Below are 20,852 nucleotides of genomic sequence, written 5' to 3' on the forward strand. Positions count from 1 at the left end.
CCGGTGAGGTCGCCGCCCGGGGGCGGCGGGTTCAGGGGGCGGCCGAAGCCGCGGTGGGCCGTGCCGCGGCGTCCGCCGTGGCACGGCGCCGGGTGAGGACGGCCGCGAGCAGGGCCGTCGTGGCGAGCACGGCGGCGGACAGGGCGAACGCGGCGCGGTAGCCCTCGGTCAGCGCCTCGAGGTGCGGCACGCGGGCGGAGGAGGTGAGGGATCCGGCGACGGTCGCGAGGACCGCGAGGCCGATGGCTCCGCCGATCTGGCGGGTGGTGTTCACCAGGCCCCCGGCCAGCCCGGAGTCGCCCTTCGCGACGCCTTCGACGGACAGGGCCGTCAGCTGAACGAACGCGACGCTCAGGCCGAGGCCGACCAGGACGCTCGGGCCGAGCACGTCACTCGCGTATCCGCCGTCGGCGTCGATGCGCGCGAGCAGTGCCATTCCGGCGGCTTCGGTGAGCAGGGCGCCGATGACGGTGGCGCGATCGCCGACCCGGCGGGCGATCCGCGGCGCCAGGACCGCACCGAGCATGTTCGCGCCGGCCAGGGGCAGCTGGCCGAGCCCGGTGACGAGCGGGCTCTGGCCGAGCACCTGCTGCTGGTAGAGCGGCAGGAAGAAGAACAGCGCGATCCACACCGAGCCGAACAGGGCCATGAGCGTGTTCCCGGCGGCCACCCGGCTCCCGGCGAACAGCCGCGGCGGGACCAGCGGGCTGCGGCTGCGGCGCTCGACCAGGGCGAACACCACCGCGAGGACGGCGGCCGCCGCGAACGCGCCGAGCACCCGGCCGTCGCCCCACCCTGTGCCGCGGGCGGTGGTCAGACCCCATACCAGGCCCGTCAGGCAGAGGCCGACGGCGAGGGTGCCGACCACGTTGAGCGGCGCCGTCGTCCTGGTCTCGCTGCGCGGGATGACGGCGGCGCAGGCGCCCAGGACCAGGAGCGCGCCGCCCGCCACCGCATGGAAGATCCACGGCCAGCCCCATGCCTGGGTGAGCACTCCGCCCAGGACGACTCCCGCCGCGCCGCCCGCGCCGGACACCGCCCCCCACACGCCCAGGGCGCGCCCACGCTCTGGGCCCGGTGGGAACAGATCCATCACCAGCGCGAGTGCCGCAGGGGCGATGACCGCGGCTCCCGCCCCCTGGACGACGCGGGCGGCGATCAGGACGCCGGGCGACTGAGCCAGCCCGGCCGCGATCGACGCCGCTCCGAAGACCGCCAGCCCGGCGAGCAGGACCCGGCGGCGGCCGAGCAGGTCGGCCATGCGCCCTCCGGGCAGCAGCAGGGCTCCGAACGCCAGCCCGTAGGCGTTGACCACCCACGTGGTCCCGCCGTCCGGCAGGCCGACGCCGTCGCGGATCTGGGGCAGTGCCACGTTCACGATCGAGGTGGCGAGCATGACGGTGAACTGAGCGGCGGCGAGCGCCGTCAACGCGGCGCCGCGGCCCGGCCGCCCCGTCACCGGGTCGCCCAAGAAGGCCGGGCGCGCCGCTCCGCCGCCGTCTTCAGGTGGCCCAGCCACTGCACGAGGGACTGGCTCAGCGCCTGCCGGATGGCGGAGGGGTCGGCCACGACGCGGGGTCCGCTCCACGACTCCTCGGTGGCGACGACCGTCGTGGTGCCGGAGGGGGTGAGCGTCCACTGGTGGAGGGCGTCGATGCCTTCGGCCGGGCCGCCCCACAAGATCAGGTGAGGGGCCCGCACGATGTGGACGGTGGAGGCGATGTCGAGTCCGGCGGTGCGCCAGTGGAAGGTAGCGCCCGGGGTCAGCGGAGTGCGGGCACGGGCCGAGACGATGTCGGGCTGCCACGACGGCCAGCCCGGGACGTCGGTCAGCAACTGCCAGACGAGGCCGACAGAGGCCTTCATCGGCAGTTCATGCCGGGCGACGACGGGGGCGTCCTCGTCGATACCCGTGGGCGGGTTGTTCATGGAACCGAGTCTCGTCCGGAACGCCCCGGTCCCTCTTCGGTGAAAGTCGCCTAGCGCACTACCTAGATGGCCTCACCGCCCGTCACGTACGTACTCGGGACCGGACCCCCTTCACCGCAGGACCCGCCGACCGGCCTGCGCCCGCCCCGTGAGCGTCGTGTCGCTTTCGGCCGGCTCCCCGCTCGTCGCCGTGTCCGCGGCGTTCGCACGGTTCGCGGCCGGACCGTAAGAGGTGTCCGGCCGCGCTGCGGCGCTCTTGCCGGTGCGGGGCCGGGCCCGTCAAAGGGGGAAGCGCACGGTCGTCCCCGGGCGCAGGCCGGCGGTCTGGTCGCGGCAGGTGATCTGGATGGGCGGCTGCGCGCCGTGGGCGGCGGTGATCTCGACGCGGTGGCCGTTGATGCGGAGCGTGAGGTGGTGTCCGCGGTAGTGCAGGGGCAGGGTGAGGGTGCCGAGGGCTTCGGGCCAGTAGGGGTTGAGCTGGAGCCGGTCGTCGCGGGTCTCCAGGCCGGAGAAGCAGCGTTGGAGCAGGTCGACGCTTCCGGCCATGGCCGCCAGGTGGATGCCTTCGGGGGTGGTGCCGCCCTGGATGTCGGTGGTGTCGGAGCGCAGCGCGCGGGTGAAGAAGTCCAGGGCTTGGGCGCGGTTGGCGCGGGCCAGGACCCAGGTGTGGACGACGGCGCTGAGCGTGGATCCGTGGGAGGTCCTGGCGAGGTAGTAGTCGATGGTCCTCGGTATGGCCTGAGCGTCGAGGTCGTGGCCGAGGCCGGCGAGGAGCGGGCGGAGTTCGTCGGCCGACAGCAGGTAGAAGAGCATGAGCACGTCGGCCTGCTTGGAGGCCTTGTAGCGGTTGACGTCGTCGCCTTCGGCTTCGAGGATGCGGTCCAGGCGCTGGATGTCGCCGTAGCGGTGCCGGTAGGCGTCCCAGTCGAGTTCGGCGAGGTCGGCGTAGCCTTCGAACTGGCTGATGACGCCGTCGTGGACCGGCACGAACATGGCGTGCGCGATGTCCGCCCAGCGTTCGGGCTCGGCGGAGGGGAGTTCGAGGGCCCGCATGAGCTCGCGGCGGGACTGCCTGGGGAGCAGGGCGAGGGCGTCGAGTGCGCGCCGCAGTACCCATACGGCCATGACGTTCGTGTAGGCGTTGTTGTCGATTCCGGGTCGCTGCGCGTCGGGGTAGGCGGAGTGGAACTCGTCGGGGCCCATCACGCCGCGGATGACGTACCGGCTCCGTTCGTGGTCGTAGGCGGCCAGGGAGCTGAGGAACCAGGCGATCTCCAGGAGCATGGGCGTGCCGTGGTGGGTGAGGAACTCGCGGTCGCCGGTGGCCTGGTAGTACTGCCACACGTTGTGGGCGACGGCGATGCCGATGTGGTGCTGCCGCCAGGTCGGGTCGTCGCTCCACCGGCCGGACAGCGGATTGAGGTGGAGCCGCTGGCTCTCCTCGCGTCCGTCGCTGCCGGACTGCCAGGGGAACATCGCGCCCCGGAATCCCGCCGCGGCGGCGGCCTGCCGGGCTTCGGGCAGCCGGCGGTACCGATAGCGCAGCAGCGCCCGGGTGAGGTCGGGCAGACGTGTGTTCAGGAGCGGGAGGACGAACAGCTCGTCCCACAGGACATGCCCCCGGTAGGCCTCGCCGTGCAGGCCACGGGCGGGCACCCCGGCGTCGAGCTCCGCCGTGTTGGGGGAGAGCGTCTGGAGCACGTGCAGCAGGTGGAGCCGCACGGTGCGCAGTTCCTCGGGCGCTCCTTCGATGCCGATGCCGAACCGCTCCCACAGGTGGTGCCAGGCGAGGGCGTGGCCGTCGAGCAGCCGCTGGAAGCGCCCCAGCCTCGGCAGCCACCGAGCCGCCTGCTCCGCGGGCTCGCTGACGGCCCGGTCCCGGCCCGTGAAGATCGTCACGACCTTCTCCAGCGTGACCGGGACGCCCTCCTCCAGGTCGATCAACGCCCGGTGCCCGACCCGGGAGTCCTCGGAAAGGAACCGAAGTTCGGCGTCGCAGTGTCGCTCGCCGCGCCACAGGGAGTTCCGGGCGGCCATGGCCACCCGGATCGCGGACTGCACCGTCCGCACCTCCAGCGCGCAGGAGTCCTCACCCGGGCTTGCGGAGGAGACCGGTTCGAGGTGGCGGGACGGCAGATCCCGGTACCGGTCGACGAGCGTGTTGGCGACCCCGCCGTCCAGATCCGAGCGCACCTCCAGCGGGCCGGACCAGTTCTCGGCCGTGAACGTCGACTCCAGCGCGCAGACGTGGGGGAGGTCCATGCCGGTGAAGCGCCGCTGGACGACCCGCGTGACACGCCCCGCGTCGTCGCGGTACCGAAGCCGACGGGTCAGGAGCGCCCGCCGCATGTCGAGGCACTGGCGGTACTCCAGGAGGTCGGCCGCGTCGGCGGAGAACCAGGGGCCGTCCGCGGCACGGAAGCGCACGGGCAGCCAGTTCGGCAGGTTGACCAGGCTCTCGTTCGCGACGGTTCTGCCGCCGATCTCCGAGTCCAGGCGGTCGTAGACGCCGGCGGCATAGGTTCCGGGGTAGTGGACGCCGTCGGCGGAGGATTCCGGCGCGGCCCCACGCGTGGCCACATAGCCGTTCCCGACGGTGCACAATGACTCCCGCAGCCCCTCCTCCGCGGGCTCGTAGCCCTCGTAGCACCAGGTCCAGCCGGTCACTGATCACCTCGCCTCTTCCCGAGGCCCGTCATCCAGATGTCCTATTCCTGCCCGTACCTCCCTCCTCGTATGCCTCTTACCTGCACGATCAGCACCTCTCGTCCGGCGCTGCTCGCCTGCCCAGCGCCGCGGCCGCCTCGGCACAAGGCGCCCGCGCCGTGTGCCCGTCTCCGGCCCGGTCGGCGGAGAGCGGCCCGGATCTGCGTCGGCGGGTGGCCGGGGCGGCTAGGCGAGCGCGGCGGTGAGCTGCTTGCGTGAGGTGATGTCGAGCTTGCGGAAGATGTTGCGCAGGTGCGCGTCGATGGTGCGGGGGCTGAGGAAGAGCCGGTCGGCGACCTCGCGGGAGGTGGCGCCTGTCGCGACGAGCCGCGCGATGTTGAGTTCCTGGCCGGTCAGCACCTCCAGTACCCCGACCGTGGCGGGCTTGGCCGCCTGCTCTCCGGTGGCGGCCAGTTCGGCTCTGGCCCGTTCGGCGAACCCCTCGGCGCCGATCGAGGCGAACAGTTCGTGGGCCGTGCGCAGCGCGTCGCGGGCTTCGCGGCGGCGGCCGTCGCGGCGCAGCCAGGCTCCTTGGTGCAGCAGCGCCCGGCCGTGCCAGACGCGCATGCCGCTGGCGGCCAGCCGGGACACCGCTTCGGTGTGCAGCTCCTCCGGTTCCTCCGAGAGCAGGGCGGCGAGAGCCGCTTGAACGCCCAGCGCCCAGTCGGTCCCCGCGGCCCGGGTGTGCGCGGTGAGCCGTGCGAACGCCTCGCGGGCGACGGCGTCCTCGCCGCACCGCACCGCGGCCTCGACCAGCTCGGGCAGGGCGAGGCTGGTCATCGGCAGGTCGCCGTCGGTGAGGGCCGGCCGGGCGGCTTCCAGCGCCGCGCGGTGGTCGGCGATGCCGTTGGCGTAGAGCGCCGCGGCGCTGTGCGCGACCGCGCTCAGCATCCCCTTGCGCCGGGCGTGGGATTCGGCCAGCACCCGGTCGATCAGGGGCCGGGCCTCGGTCGGCCTGCCGCGCAGCGCCGCGACCTGCAGGTGGCCGTACCAGTGGATCGGGACGCCGGTCACCTCGGCGATGCCGTCGGCTTCGCTGATCAGGGCGGACGCGCCGGCCAGGTCGCCTCGCTCGGCGGCGGCCATCGCCCGCATCCAGAGCCCGACCGGCAGGATCACCAGCGCTCCGCTGGCCCGGGCCTCCTCGACCGCGTGGGCGGCGAGCCTGTCCTCCAGGGCGAAGTCCCACAGCTCGACGGCCAGGAGCGCGGCAAGCGAGAGCCGCCGCGTCCACAGCGGGTCCGCCACGTCCGCGAGCATCCGCAGCAGGCGGGGCACCGCCGTGAGGTCACCGTCGAGATAGGCGACGAGGGCGTCCAGAAGGTCGTCTGCCTTGGCACGTTCACCGACAGGGGCGGGCGCTCTGCGGGCGGCGTCGAGCGCGATCCGCGCCGCTGTCGAGGAGCGGCCGACGACCAGCCCGGCCTGGAGGGCGTCCAGCAGATGCAGGCGGGTGCGGGCCGGGTCGAGCGCCGCCGCCGTGATGAGGTGGTGGACGGCGTCGGCGGCGCCGTCGCGGAAGAACGCGGCCTGCCCGCGGGCGAGTTCGGCCGCGACCCTCCCCGCGTCGTCGATCGGCCCGTTCTCGGCTGCTTCGACCAGGGTGATCGCGGTCTCGAAGGCTCCTGCCTCCAAAGCGGCCCGCGCCGCGGCGAGACTGCGCACGGTCCGCGACCGCGGGTCGGGGGTGAGCGTCGCGGCCTGCTCCAGGAAGGCGGCCTCGGCCGCCGCCCCGCCCCTGTTGCGCGCCCGCTGCGCGCTGCGCAGAAGGTCGGCCGCGACGTCCTCGTCCGGTCGGGATGCGGCGTGGGCCCGATGCCAGGATCGCCGGTCGGGATCGGTGCACGGGTCGGTGGCGTCGGCGAGCGCATTGTGCACACGGCGGCGCTCGGCCAGCGACGCCGCGGCGTAGACGGCAGAGCGCACCAGCGGATGCCGGAAGCGGGACCTGCCGCCCAGCTCGATGAGCTCCTCGGCTTCGATCTCGGTCCCCGCCTCCGATCCCACTCCGAGCAGGTCGGCCGCCCTCCACAGCAGCCCCGGGTCGCCGAGCGGCTCGGCCGCGGCGACGAGCAGCAGCGTCCGCGCGCCAGGTGACAGGCGGGCGATCCGCTCCCGGTAGCTCTGCTCGATGCGGTTGGCCAGGGACGCAGGGGTGGGCAGGCCGAACCCACCGGCCAGCCCAGCGGGCCCGAGCCTGCGCGGCAGCTCCAGCAGCGCGAGCGGATTCCCGCGGGCTTCGGCCAGGATCCGCTCGCGCACCTGCTCGTCGAGCGGGACCGGGAGCCCGGAGGCCAGGAGGTCTCGCGCGGCCTGGTCCGGCAGGCCGATCAGGACCAGATCCGGCAGGCCGTCGAGTTCGGCGACGGCATGTGGATCGCGCACTCCGAAGACGATCGCGACGGGCTCGTCGGCGATCCTGCGGGCCGCGAACGCCAGGACCTGCGCCGATGCCCGGTCCAGCCACTGCGCGTCGTCGACGACGCAGATCAGCGGCCCCCGCTCGGCCGCCTTCGACAGCAGCCCGAGCAGGGCGAGCGCCACCGAGAACTGGCTGGGCGGGCTGCCGTCGCCGAGACCGAACGCCACGGACAGGTCCTCGCGCTGGCGGGGTGGGAGCGCGGCGAGCAGGTCGTGCAGGGGCCGGGTGAGCTGGTGCACCGCGGCGTAGGCGAAATCGGCCTCGAACTCGGCCCCGTTCACCCACAGGACCCGCAAGCCTTCCCGCCCGTCCAGGACGTGTCGGAGCAGCGTGGTCTTCCCGATCCCGGCCTCTCCGCGCACGACGAGCGCACCGCCGCGGCCCTCCACTGCCGAGGCGATCAAGTCGGCCAGGGCCGTATGCCCGGCAGGCGGAAAATAGCTCTGATCAGCAAAGATGTCCACAAGTTCATGGTCTCACGGCGACATTAACCGTGTGAGCAGTGTGTGTTTCGGGGTTGTGATCGGGAGGTCTCACCTGGTCCGCTGCTCGCGGTCCCGGAGCGCGCCGCCGCTCCTGCGGACCGATGAAGTCGGGGAGCGGCGGACGTGGTCGTGCGGCGGGGTTCAGGATCCGATCTTCTGGATGGAGATCCGCTTGCTGTCCTCGGTCTTGGCCATCGGGACCCGGACGGTCAGGACGCCGTTCTCGAAGGTGGCCTGGATCTTGTCGGGGTCGGCGTGGCGGGGCAGCATGATGGAGCGGCTGAAGGTGCCGTAGCGGAACTCGCTGCGCCGCCCTTCGGCCTTCTCCTCCTGACGTTCGCCCCGGATCTGCAGGACGTTGTCGGAGATGGTGATCTCCAGGTCCCGGAAGGTGTCCGATGGGGTTCCACCTCAACTGTCTGCTCACGGTGGACCGCGCGGCGGTCGGCCTGTTCGAGCGGCTGGTGCCCGGCGGGCAGGCTTGGGTCGTGCCCGTGCAGGACGAGGGCCTGCCCGACGGCCGGGTTATTTCGCACCCCTGCTGGAGCGGCTCGACGTCGTCGAGGACTGGGCGGCGGACGCGGCGCTGGGGGAGTGGCGGCGCCGGGCCGGCGTCCCCGCGGCCCCGGACCCGCTGGAGGCCTTCGACGACACCGGTCTTCGGTTCACGTCCCTGCTCGGCCTCGCCGCGCCCGCGGGCGTCGTCTACCTCAGGGACGAGACCTTCGGCGGGACGCTTTTCCACGACCTCATCAGAACGGCCAAGGAGTCGGTCCGCGCCGAGCTCAAGGACGGCACGGGACACGCCTACGACGCCTTCGCCAAGTGCGCCGCCTGCGGCCAGGTCTACTGGCGGGGAGCCCACCACGCCCGCCTCGAACAGATCGTCGCCGAGGCTCTGCGGATCACCGCGGCGGCGAAGGCCCGGCCCACGGCGCACCTTTCCTGAACGATTCCCGCGCTGACGAGAAGACCGCCCGGGAAGGTTCACGGGAGCGAAGGCGATCGCGGAGCGGGTGCGGCGCGGACAGCCCACGGGGCCCGCGCACCTGAGTGCGCGGGCCCCGTGGGAGGTGGAGCTCTTAGGCGGGAACGATGTTCTCGGCCTGGGGGCCCTTCTGGCCCTGGGTGACGTCGAAGGAGACCTTCTGGCCTTCCTGGAGCTCGCGGTAGCCCTGGGCCGCGATGTTGGAGTAGTGGGCGAAGACGTCGGCGCCGCCGCCGTCCTGCTCGATGAAGCCGAAGCCCTTTTCGGCGTTGAACCACTTCACGGTGCCGGTAGCCATGGGTGAAATCTCCTCTGGAAGGCGTGCAAGGGACTCGCACTTCACGAGCCTCTCAGCTGCCGAACTGGGCCCCGTCAGGAAGAACCTGCCAAACAAAAAATGCGCTGCCGCCGGCCAGATGCCTGCGGAGCGCATAAAAAGTTTATGGAAACCACAACTACAGTACAGCTGAGAAACAAGTTATCACCCGGCCGCACGAAAAGCGAACGGGAAGATCGAACCGCCCCGCGGTCAGGCGCGAGCAGCCGGTGAGCCAGGGGCCTCAAGTGATTGTGCAGAGGGCTCTTCCCACCGACCCCGGGACTCGGGGATCGATGTCACTCTTCGGGGCCGAGGTCATCGCTCGCCGCAACATGATGTTCGCCAATGACGTGCCGGTCCGTATCGCCACGAGCTACTTCCGCGCTGACCTCTTCACTCGCCAAGCGCTTCGGCTGGGACGGCGAACTGCTCGCCCGGCTCTCCGGAGAGGCCCGCTCGAAGGTCACCTTCACGATCGGGGGGACGGGGCCGGTCGTGAAGCTGACCGTCGTGCACGACGGCTTCGAGGCCGGCTCGCGCATGGCCGAGATGGTCACCCACGGCTGGCCGGGCGTGCTGGCGAGCCTGAAGACACTGCTGGAGACCGGCGAGCCGCTCCCGGACGACGCCTGACCCTCCCGGGGCGGCGGCAGGGCCTCCGGTTCGTCGGCCATGGAGAGGCCAAGGAGCCGGAGAGCCCGCGTGACGACCGGCCGGTGACAAGGCCAGGGGTGGGGGCGCGCCGTCCGCGTCCCTCGCCGCGCGGCCGGGCACGACTTCGACCGGGGTCGGAAGGGCCCTACCTGCCGGATGAGGCCGGGCCGGGCTGCGGCGACGGCCGCGGCGCTGGTTGCACAGGCCCTCGGCGACGAGGGCGAGCACCTCGGTCTCACGTCGGGTGGTGAGGGCGGTGCCGCAGGAGCGCAGCCGGTCCATCAGCCGGTCCGCGATCGAGGGGGCCGGGCGGTGGGGCCGCGGGTCCCGGCGGGGTGGCGGGGGTGTTGCCGAAGGAGCGGAGATCGTCCACGGGCGAGCAAGGACGATGTGGCTCCGAGGTGACGCGGCGGCTGCGCTGCGAGCGACCCCCGGCGCGCGGCCGATCGGGCGTGAGCCCTCGGGCCTGTCAGATGGGCGGCAGCCCTGAAGCGGTGCCGGCTCGGCCGCGTGGAGCCGGTGGAGCGGCGGGCGCGACGGCCGGCTCCGGGGAGGAGAGCGGTCATCGGTTCGCGGGTGCGTCGAGGCCGGCGGCGAGCCCTGCCGGGCTCGGTTTCGCGCGTTCGAAGCGAGCCGAGGGCATGAAGTGGGGGCGGGCAGTGTCGGGCGTCGAGTGATCGTCTGACCTGGTGGCATGGGCGGTGGTCGAGTCGCTACGGTGGTCGTATGAGCGCTCTGCCGGACTGGATGATCCCTCCGCGTGAGGAGGGATGGTTCGCGGAAGACCTCGACCGTCTTCCGGAGGCGCCGCGTCACACCGAGCTGATCGATGGAGCCCTCGTCTTCATGATGTCGCCGCAGAGGGCCTGGCACGGCCGCCTCGTCACGGCCTTGACCATGGCCTTGATGGAGCAGGCGGGTGAGGGCGTCGAGGTGGAGCGCGAGATGACGATCCGGCTGGATGCGCGCAACCGTCCGGAGCCGGATCTCCTGGTGACGTCCGCGCGCTACGATCCGGACCGCACCTGGTTCGCGCCGGAGGACGTGCTGCTGGTCGTGGAGGTCGTCTCACCGGAGTCCGCTCACCGGGACCGCACCGTCAAACTCCGCAAATACGCGGAGGCGGGTATCCCGCACTACTGGTGCATCGAGGATGAGGGAACGGCACCGGTCGTGCATGTGTATGAGCTGGATGCGCCGACCAAGGCCTACGTGGCCGCCGGGATCTTCCGGGACTTCATCGCGCGTCCTGTCCCTTTCGAGATCAGGCTGGACCTGAAAGACCTCCTGCCTCGCGCGGCTTCGGGAGAGACGAGCCCGGACGCTTGACGGTGCGGGGTCAGGCGCATTCTCACCCTGTTCGCGCGGTTCCCGACATCCGCCACTCCGATCTGGCAGTACCGAAGCGTCACGATGCCACCGGACACCCCGGCGGATCGCCGCGCAGTTCGGCGACGAAGCCGAACTCGGCCGGCAGCGTCACTCCGTAGAAGGGGACGCCGTAGTCGGCTTGCCGGGCCCCCGCCTGGCCGCCCGCCTCGACCCCGCGCAGACGAGCCGCCGGTGGTCCACGAGCCCGGAGTTCTCCGCCGAGGCCCTCGGCGGCTCCGGCACCGTCCGCATCGACTTCCCGACCCGCACCGCGTACTTCACGGCCCTGCGCTGAGCCGATCCCGGCGGGGTCTCGCAGCGCCCGTACCCGCCGCGCCGGGGGCGGCGCTGTTCCACTCCCCGGCCGATCCGGTGCGGCTGGCGATCGTGCGGGGGCTCGCGGACGGCGAGGCGCGGGTGGTGGACCTGACCCGGGCCCTGAGGCTCGCGCAGTCGACGGTGTCCAAGCACCTGGGCTGCCTGCGGGGCTGCAAGCTGGTGGACTACCGGGCCGAGGGCTGCCAGTCGTTCTGAGCGGCGTCCTGTCCTTGGGGCCTCGCCCGTTCGTCGGGCGGTGCTCGCCCGGCGGGTGCGCCTGCTGGTCGCGGGGACCATCACCTGCAACGTCGTCGAGGCGGTCGTGGCGCTGCGCGCGGGGACGGTCGCCTCGTCCGGCGCGCTTGTGGCGTTCGGGCTCGATTCGGTCATCGAGGTCGCCTCCGCCACCGCGGTCGCCTGGCAGTGGAGGCCGCGAAGGGCGCGGTCCCGGAAAGGACGGGGATGGTCGGCGATCGCGCAGAGCCGGCCGCAGTGAGCGGGCGCGAGGGTCTGCGAAATGCCGACCGTGGTCGCGCACGGACGATCCGCGCACGGCTACGCCTGGGCGTGGTCGGTCCATCGGTGGATCGACGGCCACAACCCGGGGGAAGGCGCATTCACCGCACCAGAAGCACTGGCACGCGACCTGGGCGAATTCGTCAGAGCACTGCGGAACACCGACATCGAAGGCGAACCCGCCGCCTACTGCGGAGTCCCTCTCCAGACCATCGACCCCGACACCCGGGGGCGGCGCACGGGGAAGGCGGCGAGAGGTGGACAGGCTCGAAGCTCTGGATGCGGCCTGCTACTTCGCCGAGTCGGCTCGGGAACCGCTGCATGTCGGTGCGGCCGTGGTCTGCTCGGGTCCCGCGCCCGGTCTCGGGGAACTCGGCGTGGCGGTCGGCGGGCTGCTCGGCGCGTTTCCCCGCTATCGGCGCAGGGTCAGGGAGGCGGCGCCGGGGAGGCCGTACTGGGAGGGTGATCCGGCGTTCGACGTGCGAGCGCATCTCGACGAGGCCGCGCTCCCTCCCGGCTCGGACGATCTGGCGTCGGCCGCGTGCCCGTTCTTCGAGGCTCCTTGATCTGGGCGTGCCGCCCTGGCGGATGCGGATTCTGACCGGCTTGGCGGACGGCCGCTGGGCGCTGCTCGCCAAGGTGCACCACTGCGCGGTCGACGGCGTGGGCGGGATCGGCCTGCTGGTCGCGCTCTTCGGCGAAGGCGCCGACGCGGCCCGGAACACACGCCCTGGGTTCCGCGACGCCCGCACGGCCGCATCAGGGCCGCCGCCGGTGACCTCGCGGACGGGCTCCGGGCGGCCCTCGCCCCGCCCGTCCGCCCGCCGACGCCCGGACCGGGCCGTTACGGGGCGGGCCTGGCGCGTATGGCCGCCTGCGTGCACCATCGTGCCCCACGACGTCGCCTGCCTGATGCCCGTCTCGGTGCGCGGCCCCGGCGACGACGCGGGCCGCGCCAACAGGATCTCGGCGGTCCTGCTCGACCTGCCCTGCGCCGAACCGGACCCGAAGGCCGCCGCCCAGACGATCCGGAGGCGCACCGCCGATCTCAAGGACACGAGGCAGGCCCGCACCGGCCAGCTCCTCCTCGACCTGATCGGCCGGAGCCCCGTTCTCCTTCCGGTGGCGGTGCGGCTGGGCCTGTCCTTCGCACGCCCGGTCCTGCGCACGGTCGTGACCAACGTGCCGGGCCCTTCCGGGTCCCTGCGCCTGCTCGGTCGCGACGTCCACGCGGTGCACCCCTACGTGCCGATCGGCGCGAGCGTCGAGACGTCCATCGCCGTGGTGTCCTACCGAGGCCGGCTCCACTTCGGCGTGACCGGCCTGCGCGGTCCGGGCCCCGGCGTCGCGGAACTCGCCCGCGGCATCGCCTCCGCCTGGGGCACCGTCACGGACCGCAGGTCCCGGACGGTGGATCAGAACGCCGATGATCGAGGGTGCTGACCGTTCGCTCGGCGCGGGGCCGACGGCGACGTCGACGAGGCCGGTCAGGCTCCCCGCGCCTATACTGAGGGTGTCCTGCCGATAGCGCTGAGCGCGAAAGGAGAGGGCGTGATGTGGGGATATGGAATGGGTGCCTACTGGCCGCTCATGTGGTTCTCGATGCTCCTGGTGTGGGTGCTGATCACGGTCGGGATCATCGCTCTCGTCCGCTACATGGCTCGGCAGACGCCCGCGGAGCGCGGCAGCGGGCCAGCCGTCCCGAGAAGGCCGCAGGAGATCCTCGCCGAGCGGTTCGCCCGCGGGGAGATCGATGTCGAGGAGTACCGGGACAGGATGAGTGCCCTGGGGCCCTGACGATCGGTCCGTCTCCTGCGGGGGTGGTCTCGACGTCGCAAGATCTCGGAGGCTTCGCTCCGCTCACCCTGCGCTGAGTCGGACCCAAGGGCCGCCGTTCGGACGATCGGGACCCGCACCGGCGCCTCCGGCGCCCGGCCGCGCACCGGTCGGATCCTCCGCGACTTGATCGGCCGACGCCCCGTTCTCCTTCCGGCTTGCGCGCGGCGCTCGGAACCGGCCGCTCGGGGCGGGTCGGGCGTGGTCGGGAAGCCACGGTTTCTCGGCACGAGGTCTCGTGCCTGCGCTGGACCTCGTTCGGCCCGTACACGGCCGCCCTGCGGGCGGCCTCGCGCTCGGACAGGCCGTCGGGTCCGCCGTCGAGTTCCCGGCGCAGCACCGGAAGCGGCTCACGCGGATCGGGCAGGTAGGGCCCGCCGCGGGCTCGTCCTTCATCCGGCGTCCGTCAGATCGATGGCCGTGTGCACACCTCCGATCAGTGGGTCACGACCGCGACGGGGCATGCCGCGTGGTGGAGGAGGCCGCTGCTGACGGAGCCGAGGTGCGGTTTGAGGTCTGAGCGGCGCGACGGTCCGACGACCATGAGGTCGACTTCGGTGGACTCTTCGGTGAGCGCTGCGAGCGGCTGGTCGAAGAGCAGCGCGGTGTGGCAGGCGACGCCCAGACTTGTGGTGCCGAGCATGAGGAGGCCCTCGACCCGGCCGACGCCGCGGTGGCCGAGGACGAGCAGGCGTCCCTGCTGGGACAGCGCGCGCAGCGCGGGGATGGTGGGCCCGTCGACCGGCTGGGTCCTGATCTCGGGGTCGCCGGCTTCGGCTTCGGCGATGACCCGCGCGGCGCGCAGCACGATGTCCGGCTCCTGCGCGTCGTCGCCGGGTTCGCGGCGGGGGAGTTCGGAGGGCCACGGATCCCAGGGGTTCCAGGCGCGCACGATGAGCAGGCCGCGCCCGCGGAGCGCGGCGTCCCGGGCGGCCCAGCGCACCGCCTTGGCGGCGATAGCCGAGCCGTCGGTCCCGACGATGACGGGTTCTGCCGGATGCATCACTGTCTCCTCGATCGCTGCGGAGCGGGCGGCGGCCCGCCTTGGCCGTCGACGGTGTCACGGCGCTTCGGGCTCGGGGACGACGGCGACGGGGCAGTGCGCGTGGTGCAGGACTCCGTGGCCCACGGAGCCGAACATCAGGCCTTTGACGGGGCCGCGCCCGTGCGAGCCGACGACGAGCAGTGCCGCGTCCTTCGCGGCCTCGGCCAGGACCTCCACGGGATGCCCCTCCAGCACGGCGGTCTCGGTCTCCACTCCCGGATGGCGCGCGGCCGCGTCCCGGATGCGCCTTGCGAGCTCCTCCGCCGGGTCGACGAGCCCGTCGAAGCCGTGCAGTTCGTTCGGCGATCCGGGGAAGTCCCAGGCGTAGATCGCGCGCAGGCGCGCTCCCCGGCTGAGCGCCGCTTCGAGGGCGTAGTCCGTGGACGCCGGCGAGTCCTCCGCGAGGTCGACGCCCACGACGACGTCTCGGATCTCGGTCTCGGGCCGCGCGCCGACGACGATGACGGGGCGGCGGGCTTCGGTCGAGGCGGGCCGCTCAGGCGTTCAGGTATTCGGTGACCCCGGCGCGGAGGTCGGTGAGGACGAGGCCGTTGTGGAAGTGGCGGGCGTTGCCGATGAGGAAGTTCCGCGCCCATTCGGGGACGCCTTGTTCGAAGATGTACTCGACGGCGTAGCCGAAGGGGTTGCCGAAGATCGCCGCCCAGTAGTCGTCGCTCTGGTCCCTGAAGGACGTCTGCATTTCCAGTGGCAGGTTGAGGTCCGCGTTGTAGGCCTTGTACTCGCGGAACCGGAAGGTGCCGGGGCTGATCCATTCGAGGGTGTCGATGAAGCGGTCGTTGCGGGGCCATGGCTGGGTGTCGCCTGGCAGTTTGGCCTCCACCGCGACCAGCCGGTACTCCGACCAGGCCTTGAGCGTCTCCTGAACCTGGAACTCGTAGCCGTGCGCCTGGGCGGTCTTTCCCTCCTCTTTCAGGCGCTTGATGGTGGCGGGCATGCCGCGCAGGTCGAAGCCGTCGGCCATCAACACCTCCGCCCACTGCTCGATCCGCTCGGCCGTGAGGGCACGGCGCTGCGTGATCGTCGCGCGCAGCGCGGCCAGGCGCTGTGTGTTGGTCGGTGACAGGGCGAGCAGCGTCGGCAGCGGTGCCCCGTTCCGTACGGAGATGAGGGCCTCGCGGTCGCGGCGACTGAGCGTCGCCATCTGCTTGTCGACCAGTGCTTCCAGTCGGGCGAGCTCCCTCGCATGCCGGATGTCGTCCTCGGCGGTGCTCTGGGCGGGGGCGGTGAGTTCCTGATCGTGGGGGTCCCCGTCGGGCTCGGGCTGCGGCTGCCGCTCCGCCTCCTGCGTGGTGACGATCCGGACCCGGACGGGAGTGCTCTGCGCGGGAACGACCCCGGGGCTCTGCGGGGGCGTCTGCTGGGTGGGTGACGGCTGGAGTGGGGGAGTGGTGGAAGGCGGTTGGCTTCGGGCGGGTTCGGCGGGCCGGCGGATCAGCGGGAGCAGGTGGAGTCCGGGCTGCCACTTGGTGTAGAGCGCGGTGTGCCAGGCCTCCAGGACGTGCGGCTCGATCCAGGAGCGGCCGTGCGGGTAGAGCCGGTCCAGCGCGCGGGCGATCGGCATGCGCAGGCCGTCCCGGCTCCACACCCCGCCCTCGGCGGGTCCGGCGGGCAGGGACAGCAGCGCCTCGAAGACCGCACGCGGCTCCTGCGGCTGGATTTCGGGTGCGGCCTCCCCGCCGCGGACGAGCAGCGGGCTGAGGAACGGCCGCGAGGTGAGGATGGCGGCCTCGTACAGCATCAGGTAGTCCACGGCGGCGTCTGTCATCTGCCTGTGCAGTGCCGCGGCCGCGCTCTCGCCCTCCACTGCCAGGGAGGTGAACTCGACGTACCTCAACCGGGCCGCGCGGGACAGGAAGCCGTTGATCTCGTCGATCGCGGCGTAGCGCCGCTGCGACGCGCGGCTGCCGTCCAGCATGAAGGTGCCCAGCCAGCGCTGCGCCTCGGAGAGCCGGGCCAGGTCCCCGCCGCAGATCCGCGCGAGGTTCTTGGCCAGATGGTTCGCCGCACCCTTCGACCGGTGGTTCGGGTTCGCCGTGTCCACCTCGACCACGGAGCCGTTGACCTTCATCCAGGTGAACTTCACACGCACCTCCTCCTCGCCCCTCACCCAACCGCGCCCCCGAGACACCCCACAATCCCAACAAAGCCAGACACGACTCACCTTTCGCCAATGCCCAGGTGATCCCGGTGGTCCGGGTTGTGGCGGATCCGCCGTCCGCTTGGTTCACCTGATTCACCTGCCGGTCTCGGGTGTTCGTGGGGATTGGTCTGACCGTGGGTGGACTGTGCGTTTGGGGGCGGGTTAGGGGGACTTTAGAAGGGTTTCTTAGCGTCTGGGGTGTTGGTTATGGACGTTGGGAAGGGGGTGCCGGGTGGGACGGACGGTTCGGGTGGTCGGCGCCGGGACGGCGCTGCCGGGGCCTCCCCTGGACACCGCGGCGCTGGCCGCGCGGTTCGGGATGGACCGGCTGTGGCGCCAGTGGGTCGACACCTTCATCGGGACCAGGACGCGGCATCTCGCGCTGGACCTCGCCACCGGCGAGCAGCGGCAGACCCTCGCCGACCTCGCCACCGCCGCCGCGCGCGGCGCGCTGGACCGGGCGGGGCTGTCGACGGAGGACGTGGACGTGCTCGTCCTCGGCACCGCGACCCCCGACACCCTCATGCCGACGGTGGTCAACGTCGTCGCCGACCGGCTGCGGATCGACGGGGTGGCGTCCTTCCAGCTCCAGTCGGGCTGCTCGGGCGCGGTGCAGGCCATCGACGTCGCCGTCGCGCTGCTGGGCAGCGGCGCCTACCGCACGGCCCTGGTGCTGGGCGGCGACGTCATCGCCAAGCACTACGACGTGACCGCCGACCTCGCGGCGCTGCCGCCGGAGGAACTCGTCAACTACGTGCTGTTCGGCGACGGCGCGGGCGCCGCCGTCCTCACCACCGAGGACGTGCCGGGCGCGCCCGCCGTCCGCGCCGTGCGGACCAGGGTGTGCGGGCTGGACCGGCGGCCCGGCCAGACGCTGCGCTGGTACGGCCTCGCCGACCGAGACTCCGCCGAGCCGCCCGCCAGCGAGGACTACAAGGCCATCGAGCACCTCGTGCCCGAGCTCGCCGAGGAGATGGCGAAGGAGCTGCTCGACGATCTGGACTGGGACCGCGACGACGTGTCCTACCTGCTGCCGCCGCAGCTGTCGCCCGTCATGACCGACAAGATCACCACCCGGCTGGCGTTCCCGCTGGCCAAGGAGATCTCGTGCGTCGCCGACACGGGCAACACCGGCAACGCCCTGCTGTTCTTCCAGCTGGAACGGCTCCTGGCGGACATGGCCGCCCCCTCGCGGGCGCTGGCCGTGGCGATCGAGTCGAGCAAGTGGATCAGGTCGGGCCTCGCCCTGGAACGGAGCGCCGATGTCTGAGCCGACGACCGAGCCGACTCCCGAGCCGACTCCCGAGCCGACTCCCGGATGGTTCCTCGACCTGCTCCGCGACGAGCTCGACCTGGACGTCGAGCCCGCCGACCTCGTCCGCTCCCTGGACGAGCTGCCCGGCTGGGACTCGGTGAAGCTGCTCACCCTCCTCGTCGCCCTGGAGCAGCGCACCGGCGCCGCCCTGTCGCTGCCCGACCTGCTGGAGGCGCGCACCCTCGCCGCCGTGCACGAGACGGCGACGCGGTGAGCGCCCCGTTCGACGACCGCCGCCGCCACACCCTGTTCTTCCTCGACCAGATCCGCGACTTCGCCCCGGTGTTCCTCGACACCGAGGTCGACGCGACGGCCCTGGTCGCGGACCGCGAACGCGCGCGGGCCGCGGGGGAGCGGCGCTCGGTCGTTTCGCACATCGTGCACGCCGCGGCGGGCGTGCTGGCCCGCCATCCCGACGCCAACGCCGCGATCGCCGGCACCGCGCCCGAGCCCGTCGTCGCCCGCTACCCCACCATCGCGGCCAAGGTGACGCTCGACAAGCGGCTGGACGGCAGGCGCGTCGTCCTGGCCACCGTGATCCCCGAACTGGAGAAGACCGAGCTGGCGGGGATCCAGGCGCACCTGGACCGCGCGGTGGCCGCCGACCCCGACACCGCGCCGGAGTTCGCCGGGATCAGGGCGCTGCGGGACGGGCCCGCGGCGGAGGCGCTGGAGCGGTTCCGCGCCGCCGCCGGCCGGCTCGACCTGCGCCCGGCGCTCACCGGCACGTTCAGCGTCACCTCGCTCGGCCACCGTGCCGTGGACGGCTTCCACTCCGTGGGCGGCACCACCCTCACCTTCGGGGTCGGCAGGATCGCCGACCGGCCCGTCGTGCGGGACGGCGCGCTCGCCGTCGCCCCGGTGCTGAGGCTGTCGCTGGCCTTCGACCACCGGGTCATCGACGGCGCGGAGGCCGCCGACATCCTCACCGAGACCAAGGAAGCGCTGGAGGACATCCCCGGATGAACGACCTCGCCGAGCTCAAGCGGTTCGCCGTCGCGCACGCCGTCTCCCAGAACCTGCCCGCCGACCACTACGCCCGGATCCTCGACGCGATCGAGCGGGACGAGGGCGACGCCCCGGGCTCGTGGCCGCACGAGTGGATCCGCGCCGGGCTGGAGCACGCCGCGCAGGGCGCGCACCTCGCCGCCGCCCAGCACCACATCATGGGACGCTTCCCCTACGTGGACGGCCCCGGCCGGGCCCGCGCGCTGGACCTCGCGGTGGCGGCCTTCGACACCTGGCGGGCCGACCAGGACATCGTCCCGGTGACCGTCCCGTTCGAGGGCGCGCGGATCCGGGTGTGGACGGCGGGCCTGTCCGCGCGCGAACCCCGTCCGCTGCTGCTCATGACCGGCGGGATCGTCAGCCCCAAGGAGCAGTGGGGGGCGGTGCTCCCGCAGATCGCCGGCTTCGGCATGGCGGGCGCCGTCGCGGACCTTCCGGGCGTCGGGGAGAGCCCGCTGCGCTACCACCGCGAGAGCTGGCGGCTCTTCCCGGCGATCCTCGACGCGCTCGCGCCGCAGGCCAGGGTGGAGGAGTCCTACCTGCTGGCGCTCAGTTTCAGCGGGCACGCCGCGCTCACCGCCGCCGCGCACGACCCGAGGATCCGCGGCGTGGTCGGCAACGGGCCGCCCGTCAGCGACTTCTTCACCGACGCCGCCTGGCAGTCCCGCGTGCCCGCCGTCACGACCGACACCCTCGCCCACCTCGTGGGGACCGAGCCCGGCGCGGTGTACGGGAGGGTGCGGGACTGGGCGCTGGACCCGGACCTGCTGCGGTCGGTCAAGGTCCCCGTCGCGGTCGTCGCGGCGCGCCGCGACGAGATCATCCCGCAGGGCGATCTCGCGCTTCTGCGCGCGACCCTTCCCGACCTGCGCGTCATCGAGCACGACGACGTCCACGGCGCGCCTTCCCATCTCGCCGAGACCCGGCTGTGGAGCCTGCTGGCCGTGCTGCGGATGCGGCCCGACGCCGACCCCGCGCTCGTCGGCGGCCTGGAGGCCGCGCTGGCCGCGGCACGGGAGGGACGGTGACGGCGGCGCGCGCGCCCGTCAGCGGCGACTGGCTGCGCGCGTTCGCGCCCGCCGCCGCGGACGCGCCCCGGCTGGTCTGCCTTCCGCACGCCGGGGGATCGGCGGGCTTCTTCGCCCCCCTGGCCAGGGCGCTCGCCCCCCGGGTGCGGGTCCTCGCCGTGCAGTACCCGGGTCGGCTCGACCGGCGCAGGGAGCCCGTGCCCGGCGACCTGCGCGAGACGGCCGAGCGGGTCGCCGAGGCGGTGCGCGCCGAGCCGGGACCCGGACCCGCCGCCCTGTTCGGGCACAGCATGGGCGCGCTCATCGCCTTCGAGGCGGTGCGGTCCGGGCGGCTCGCGCCGGACCGGCTGTTCGTCTCGGCGGCGCGCGCTCCCGCGCGCACCCGCGTGGATCCCGCCCTCCTGCTGGACGACGAGGCGCTCATCGCCGAGGTGCTCCAGCTCGGCGGCACCTCCAGCGAACTCCTCGACGACACCGCCCTGCGCGAGCTGGTCCTCCCGGCGCTGCGCGGCGACTACCGGGCGCTGCGCGCCTACGTGCCCGAGCCCGGCGCGCGGATCGGCTGCGCCGTCACCGCGCTCGCGGGCGACCGCGACCCCCTCGTCCCCATCGGCGACGCCCTGGCCTGGCAGGACAGCACCGCCGGGCCGTTCGAGCTGAAGGTGCTGCAAGGCGACCACTTCTACCTGACGCCGAGGCTAGGAGAAGTAGCCGAGGCGATACGCGCCGCGATCCTTTGACCTTCGTTCTC

Annotated in this window: 22 protein-coding genes and 3 pseudogenes; 15 read left to right on the plus strand and 10 right to left on the minus strand. The window is 72.8% G+C overall.

Features of this window, described 5'->3' with window-relative positions; genetic code table 11:
* Positions 1-31: 31 nt before the first annotated feature.
* The 5 genes from ACYVOM_RS31705 to ACYVOM_RS31725 all read right to left on the minus strand — a co-directional run bounded on the left by ACYVOM_RS31705 (position 32) and on the right by ACYVOM_RS31725 (position 7,923).
* Positions 32-1,459 carry an MFS transporter gene (locus tag ACYVOM_RS31705; protein ID WP_460307233.1) on the minus strand — a complete coding sequence of 476 codons (1,428 nt, stop codon included), beginning with the start codon at positions 1,457-1,459 and terminating at the stop codon, positions 32-34.
* Positions 1,456-1,929, minus strand: a complete 474-nt coding sequence (locus ACYVOM_RS31710) for an SRPBCC family protein (protein ID WP_460307234.1) — start codon at positions 1,927-1,929, stop codon at positions 1,456-1,458. The genes ACYVOM_RS31705 and ACYVOM_RS31710 overlap by 4 nt, the downstream gene beginning before the upstream one ends.
* A 279-nt stretch (positions 1,930-2,208) precedes the next feature.
* Positions 2,209-4,596 (minus strand): glycoside hydrolase family 65 protein, encoded by a 2,388-nt coding sequence (locus ACYVOM_RS31715; protein ID WP_460307235.1) that lies wholly within the window; start codon positions 4,594-4,596, stop codon positions 2,209-2,211.
* Positions 4,597-4,821: 225 nt separating this feature from the next.
* Entirely contained in the window at positions 4,822-7,461 is a 2,640-nt protein-coding gene (locus ACYVOM_RS31720) for an ATP-binding protein (RefSeq protein ID WP_460307236.1), read from the minus strand.
* Positions 7,462-7,683: 222 nt separating this feature from the next.
* On the minus strand, positions 7,684-7,923 hold the full coding sequence (locus tag ACYVOM_RS31725; RefSeq protein ID WP_460307416.1) for an Hsp20/alpha crystallin family protein: 240 nt from the start codon (positions 7,921-7,923) through the stop codon (positions 7,684-7,686).
* Positions 7,924-8,023: 100 nt separating this feature from the next.
* Here ACYVOM_RS31725 and ACYVOM_RS31730 point away from each other — a divergent pair, with 100 nt between their 5' ends.
* Positions 8,024-8,491, plus strand: a complete 468-nt coding sequence (locus ACYVOM_RS31730) for a Mut7-C RNAse domain-containing protein (protein WP_460307237.1) — start codon at positions 8,024-8,026, stop codon at positions 8,489-8,491.
* Positions 8,492-8,624: 133 nt separating this feature from the next.
* Here ACYVOM_RS31730 and ACYVOM_RS31735 read toward each other — a convergent pair whose 3' ends face one another.
* Entirely contained in the window at positions 8,625-8,828 is a 204-nt protein-coding gene (locus ACYVOM_RS31735; RefSeq protein ID WP_049562746.1) for a cold-shock protein, read from the minus strand.
* Between the two features lie 366 nt (positions 8,829-9,194).
* Here ACYVOM_RS31735 and ACYVOM_RS31740 point away from each other — a divergent pair, with 366 nt between their 5' ends.
* The 9 genes and pseudogenes from ACYVOM_RS31740 (at position 9,195) to ACYVOM_RS31780 (ending at position 13,505) form a co-directional block, all read left to right on the plus strand.
* Complete coding sequence (locus ACYVOM_RS31740; RefSeq protein WP_460307238.1) at positions 9,195-9,482, plus strand: SRPBCC domain-containing protein; 288 nt, start codon at positions 9,195-9,197, stop codon at positions 9,480-9,482.
* Between the two features lie 747 nt (positions 9,483-10,229).
* Positions 10,230-10,832 carry a Uma2 family endonuclease gene (locus tag ACYVOM_RS31745; RefSeq protein WP_460307239.1) on the plus strand — a complete coding sequence of 201 codons (603 nt, stop codon included), beginning with the start codon at positions 10,230-10,232 and terminating at the stop codon, positions 10,830-10,832.
* A gap of 181 nt (positions 10,833-11,013) precedes the next feature.
* Positions 11,014-11,169, plus strand: coding sequence for a hypothetical protein (locus ACYVOM_RS31750; protein ID WP_460307422.1), 156 nt, complete (start codon positions 11,014-11,016; stop codon positions 11,167-11,169).
* A pseudogene (locus ACYVOM_RS31755) lies at positions 11,166-11,405 on the plus strand (ArsR/SmtB family transcription factor); the annotation flags it as partial. The gene ACYVOM_RS31750 and the pseudogene ACYVOM_RS31755, both read left to right, overlap by 4 nt.
* Positions 11,406-11,448: 43 nt before the next feature.
* Positions 11,449-11,688 (plus strand): hypothetical protein, encoded by a 240-nt coding sequence (locus ACYVOM_RS31760; RefSeq protein ID WP_460307240.1) that lies wholly within the window; start codon positions 11,449-11,451, stop codon positions 11,686-11,688.
* 21 nt (positions 11,689-11,709) lie between these two features.
* Positions 11,710-11,886, plus strand: a pseudogene (locus tag ACYVOM_RS31765) (phosphotransferase); the annotation flags it as partial.
* A 79-nt stretch (positions 11,887-11,965) separates the two neighbouring features.
* A complete protein-coding gene (locus tag ACYVOM_RS31770) occupies positions 11,966-12,274 on the plus strand; it encodes a wax ester/triacylglycerol synthase domain-containing protein (RefSeq protein ID WP_460307241.1) in 309 nt (102 codons plus the stop codon).
* A gap of 40 nt (positions 12,275-12,314) precedes the next feature.
* On the plus strand, positions 12,315-13,151 hold the full coding sequence (locus tag ACYVOM_RS31775) for a WS/DGAT domain-containing protein (protein ID WP_460307242.1): 837 nt from the start codon (positions 12,315-12,317) through the stop codon (positions 13,149-13,151).
* Between the two features lie 126 nt (positions 13,152-13,277).
* Complete coding sequence (locus ACYVOM_RS31780) at positions 13,278-13,505, plus strand: SHOCT domain-containing protein (RefSeq protein ID WP_460307423.1); 228 nt, start codon at positions 13,278-13,280, stop codon at positions 13,503-13,505.
* Positions 13,506-13,785: 280 nt separating this feature from the next.
* Here ACYVOM_RS31780 and ACYVOM_RS31785 read toward each other — a convergent pair.
* The 4 genes and pseudogenes from ACYVOM_RS31785 to ACYVOM_RS31800 all read right to left on the minus strand — a co-directional run.
* Positions 13,786-13,884 (minus strand): annotated as a pseudogene (locus tag ACYVOM_RS31785) (cation-transporting P-type ATPase); the annotation flags it as partial.
* Between the two features lie 96 nt (positions 13,885-13,980).
* Positions 13,981-14,547 carry a universal stress protein gene (locus ACYVOM_RS31790; RefSeq protein WP_460307243.1) on the minus strand — a complete coding sequence of 189 codons (567 nt, stop codon included), beginning with the start codon at positions 14,545-14,547 and terminating at the stop codon, positions 13,981-13,983.
* Positions 14,548-14,604: 57 nt separating this feature from the next.
* Positions 14,605-15,051 carry a universal stress protein gene (locus ACYVOM_RS31795; RefSeq protein ID WP_460307417.1) on the minus strand — a complete coding sequence of 149 codons (447 nt, stop codon included), beginning with the start codon at positions 15,049-15,051 and terminating at the stop codon, positions 14,605-14,607.
* Positions 15,052-15,085: 34 nt separating this feature from the next.
* Positions 15,086-16,693, minus strand: coding sequence for a hypothetical protein (locus ACYVOM_RS31800; RefSeq protein WP_460307244.1), 1,608 nt, complete (start codon positions 16,691-16,693; stop codon positions 15,086-15,088).
* Positions 16,694-16,982: 289 nt separating this feature from the next.
* Here ACYVOM_RS31800 and ACYVOM_RS31805 point away from each other — a divergent pair, with 289 nt between their 5' ends.
* Genes ACYVOM_RS31805 through ACYVOM_RS31825 form a run of 5 tightly spaced genes read left to right on the plus strand, consistent with a single transcriptional unit; the run spans position 16,983 to position 20,841 of the window.
* Positions 16,983-18,020, plus strand: coding sequence for a 3-oxoacyl-ACP synthase III family protein (locus ACYVOM_RS31805; RefSeq protein WP_460307245.1), 1,038 nt, complete (start codon positions 16,983-16,985; stop codon positions 18,018-18,020).
* Positions 18,013-18,279, plus strand: coding sequence for an acyl carrier protein (locus ACYVOM_RS31810; protein WP_460307246.1), 267 nt, complete (start codon positions 18,013-18,015; stop codon positions 18,277-18,279). The genes ACYVOM_RS31805 and ACYVOM_RS31810 overlap by 8 nt, the downstream gene beginning before the upstream one ends.
* A complete protein-coding gene (locus ACYVOM_RS31815; RefSeq protein WP_460307247.1) occupies positions 18,276-19,031 on the plus strand; it encodes a 2-oxo acid dehydrogenase subunit E2 in 756 nt (251 codons plus the stop codon). The genes ACYVOM_RS31810 and ACYVOM_RS31815 overlap by 4 nt, the downstream gene beginning before the upstream one ends.
* On the plus strand, positions 19,028-20,101 hold the full coding sequence (locus tag ACYVOM_RS31820; RefSeq protein WP_460307248.1) for an alpha/beta hydrolase: 1,074 nt from the start codon (positions 19,028-19,030) through the stop codon (positions 20,099-20,101). The genes ACYVOM_RS31815 and ACYVOM_RS31820 overlap by 4 nt, the downstream gene beginning before the upstream one ends.
* The gene (locus ACYVOM_RS31825; RefSeq protein ID WP_460307249.1) at positions 20,098-20,841 is read left to right on the plus strand and encodes a thioesterase II family protein; all 744 of its coding nucleotides are present in this window, start codon (positions 20,098-20,100) and stop codon (positions 20,839-20,841) included. The genes ACYVOM_RS31820 and ACYVOM_RS31825 overlap by 4 nt, the downstream gene beginning before the upstream one ends.
* Positions 20,842-20,852: the final 11 nt, after the last annotated feature.

This window comes from Actinocorallia aurea (assembly GCF_054783995.1).

Excerpts from the sequence above, each read along its gene's own strand:
- ACYVOM_RS31780 (WP_460307423.1), top strand. The coding sequence starts at position 13,278 with ATGGGTGCCTACTGGCCGCTCATGTGGTTCTCGATGCTCCTGGTGTGG.
- ACYVOM_RS31790 (WP_460307243.1), bottom strand. The coding sequence starts at position 14,547 with ATGCATCCGGCAGAACCCGTCATCGTCGGGACCGACGGCTCGGCTATC.
- ACYVOM_RS31735 (WP_049562746.1), bottom strand. The coding sequence starts at position 8,828 with ATGGCTACCGGCACCGTGAAGTGGTTCAACGCCGAAAAGGGCTTCGGC.
- ACYVOM_RS31820 (WP_460307248.1), top strand. The coding sequence starts at position 19,028 with ATGAACGACCTCGCCGAGCTCAAGCGGTTCGCCGTCGCGCACGCCGTC.
- ACYVOM_RS31745 (WP_460307239.1), top strand. The coding sequence starts at position 10,230 with ATGAGCGCTCTGCCGGACTGGATGATCCCTCCGCGTGAGGAGGGATGG.
- ACYVOM_RS31810 (WP_460307246.1), top strand. The coding sequence starts at position 18,013 with ATGTCTGAGCCGACGACCGAGCCGACTCCCGAGCCGACTCCCGAGCCG.
- ACYVOM_RS31710 (WP_460307234.1), bottom strand. The coding sequence starts at position 1,929 with ATGAACAACCCGCCCACGGGTATCGACGAGGACGCCCCCGTCGTCGCC.
- ACYVOM_RS31740 (WP_460307238.1), top strand. The coding sequence starts at position 9,195 with ATGACGTGCCGGTCCGTATCGCCACGAGCTACTTCCGCGCTGACCTCT.